The 1,814-nt window shown below is 39.3% G+C and carries 1 protein-coding gene; it reads right to left on the reverse strand.

All coding sequences use genetic code 11. The annotated features are described in order from the left end of the window. Positions 1–71: 71 nt before the first annotated feature. Positions 72–1,799, reverse strand: coding sequence for an IS1634 family transposase (locus tag HT678_RS11040; RefSeq protein WP_172925035.1), 1,728 nt, complete (start codon positions 1,797–1,799; stop codon positions 72–74). Between the last annotated feature and the right edge of the window lie 15 nt (positions 1,800–1,814).

The following is a 1,814-nucleotide window of genomic DNA, read 5'->3' on the forward strand; positions in this document are numbered from 1 at the left end:
TCCCGACTTTATCACTTAAAAAATACAAAAGGGCAGCTACCCCCTTGCGCCACAAGGGATTTCGCTGTTCTTTAATCTCGTTTAGGTGTTGTATATGGAGCTTTGGCGTAATTTTTGAGTTCTTCAAACTTCACGAACCCTTTGTTCCATTCCATGCCCAATAATCTATTTAGTAGCTGCATATCTGGACTTTCTTGTAGTCTATAGTAATTATCTTGTAACCTAGTTGCTTTGGCACTGTTGAGAGCATTAGCGATTCTCCTTGGACTCATCTTCCAATTAATTTGATGTTGGAGGAGTCGAAGATGAATTAAAGCGATAAAACAAGTCAAAAAATGTGCCTGTATATGATTTTCTGTCCATACATAAACAGGTCTACTTTCAAGCTCTGTCTTCGTGATGCGGAAGCAATCCTCAATCTTAGCTAACTCTTTATAAGCCTCCAACATCTCTTCATCTGTCATTCCAACTTCACTTGTTACAAGAACATTCACACCATCAAACTGAGCATCAAAATCAACCTGCTCATGGTCAATGGTAACAAGTGGGGAAAAAGGCTTTAGTTCCCCTGTTTTTTCATCCAGATAGTGGAGGTCTAGATATTTCTTGCCTCTTTTTTTACTGGTCTGTCGAAAGAGTTCCGCATTGGTTAGTTGGCTGGCATATTCTAAAGCACCTTCCCGACGAATCCGTTCTCGATCAGCGTATTTCTTAGACCAAGTAATCAGAACTTTCTCTTTGACAAGTGGAGAATCCTTCTTCGTTCCCAGCTTGCGTTCACGTAGATAGGACTTCTTTGCGAAGGTCAACTCCTTATTAAATTGCCAATCGTTTGGATTTAGAATTTGTGTTTGTAGCTCCTTTGAGGCGCCACGCCGTCCACGATGCTTCTGGGAGAAGAGCCATCCATCTTTTTGATGAATCATCTCAGAAATATTGTAAGAGCTATTCATAGCCTTATCGGCCACCACCACAATACGCTCAATTCCAAACTGTTTTTTAACTTCCTCAACAGCTGGAAGATAGGTAATAGGATCTGTTTGATTTCCTCTAAATAACTTATAACTGATGGGAATTCCATTCGTATCCATAAATAATCCTAATTGGACAATGGGTTTGGGACGATGTTCCTTACTAGGACCTCGCCTTCTTAGTCCTTCTTTTAGAATTTCACCATCAACTGAAACAACCGTCTCATCGGGGATATCTGTTTCAAAGTAGTAGTTCGTTACATCGTAGAAAACTAAACGTGCTTCACGCTTGGTCATGCGACTCACTTCTTTATGAAGATGAAGCAGAAGTTTTTCTTTCAAGGTATCCAACTTATCTAACGAACGATAAATAGCGTTGAGGCTTATTTCCCAATGACCAAATAAGTTTACTTGAGAAGCATAAGTAGATAACTTACTATCTGGATTGAGGACTCTCTGAAAAACTAATAGTTTTAAAACTTGAGCCAAATCGTACTCTGATTTCGATTTCACTGTCTTTAGAAACTCGGTTAGTTTTAACTCTTCAAACAGGTTATCCAAGACCATCCAACCATAGGACTGATCCACCTCATTCATAGGAGCCAGTAGGTCATAGCTTACTTGAAAGAATTGAGGTTCTGTTAGTAGACCTTCCTTTGCCTCACGTTTCAAACGTTCTAAGATATCAGGTTCCTCTACCTCTAGTTCATCTAAGAGACCATATTTTTTCAAAATACGCTGTCTGACTTTTCCATCTTTTCGATATCCCTCCACAAGATAGACATGAGTACGCCCTTCTTTGTTGGTTGTTGTTTTAATAAATGCCATACTCTATTATAGCAT

The organism is Streptococcus sp. 3167 (genome assembly GCF_013277175.1).
Taxonomy (GTDB): Bacteria; Bacillota; Bacilli; order Lactobacillales; family Streptococcaceae; genus Streptococcus; species Streptococcus pseudopneumoniae.

Coding starts and splice junctions, on each gene's coding strand:
- HT678_RS11040 (WP_172925035.1), bottom strand. CDS start 1,799: ATGGCATTTATTAAAACAACAACCAACAAAGAAGGGCGTACTCATGTC.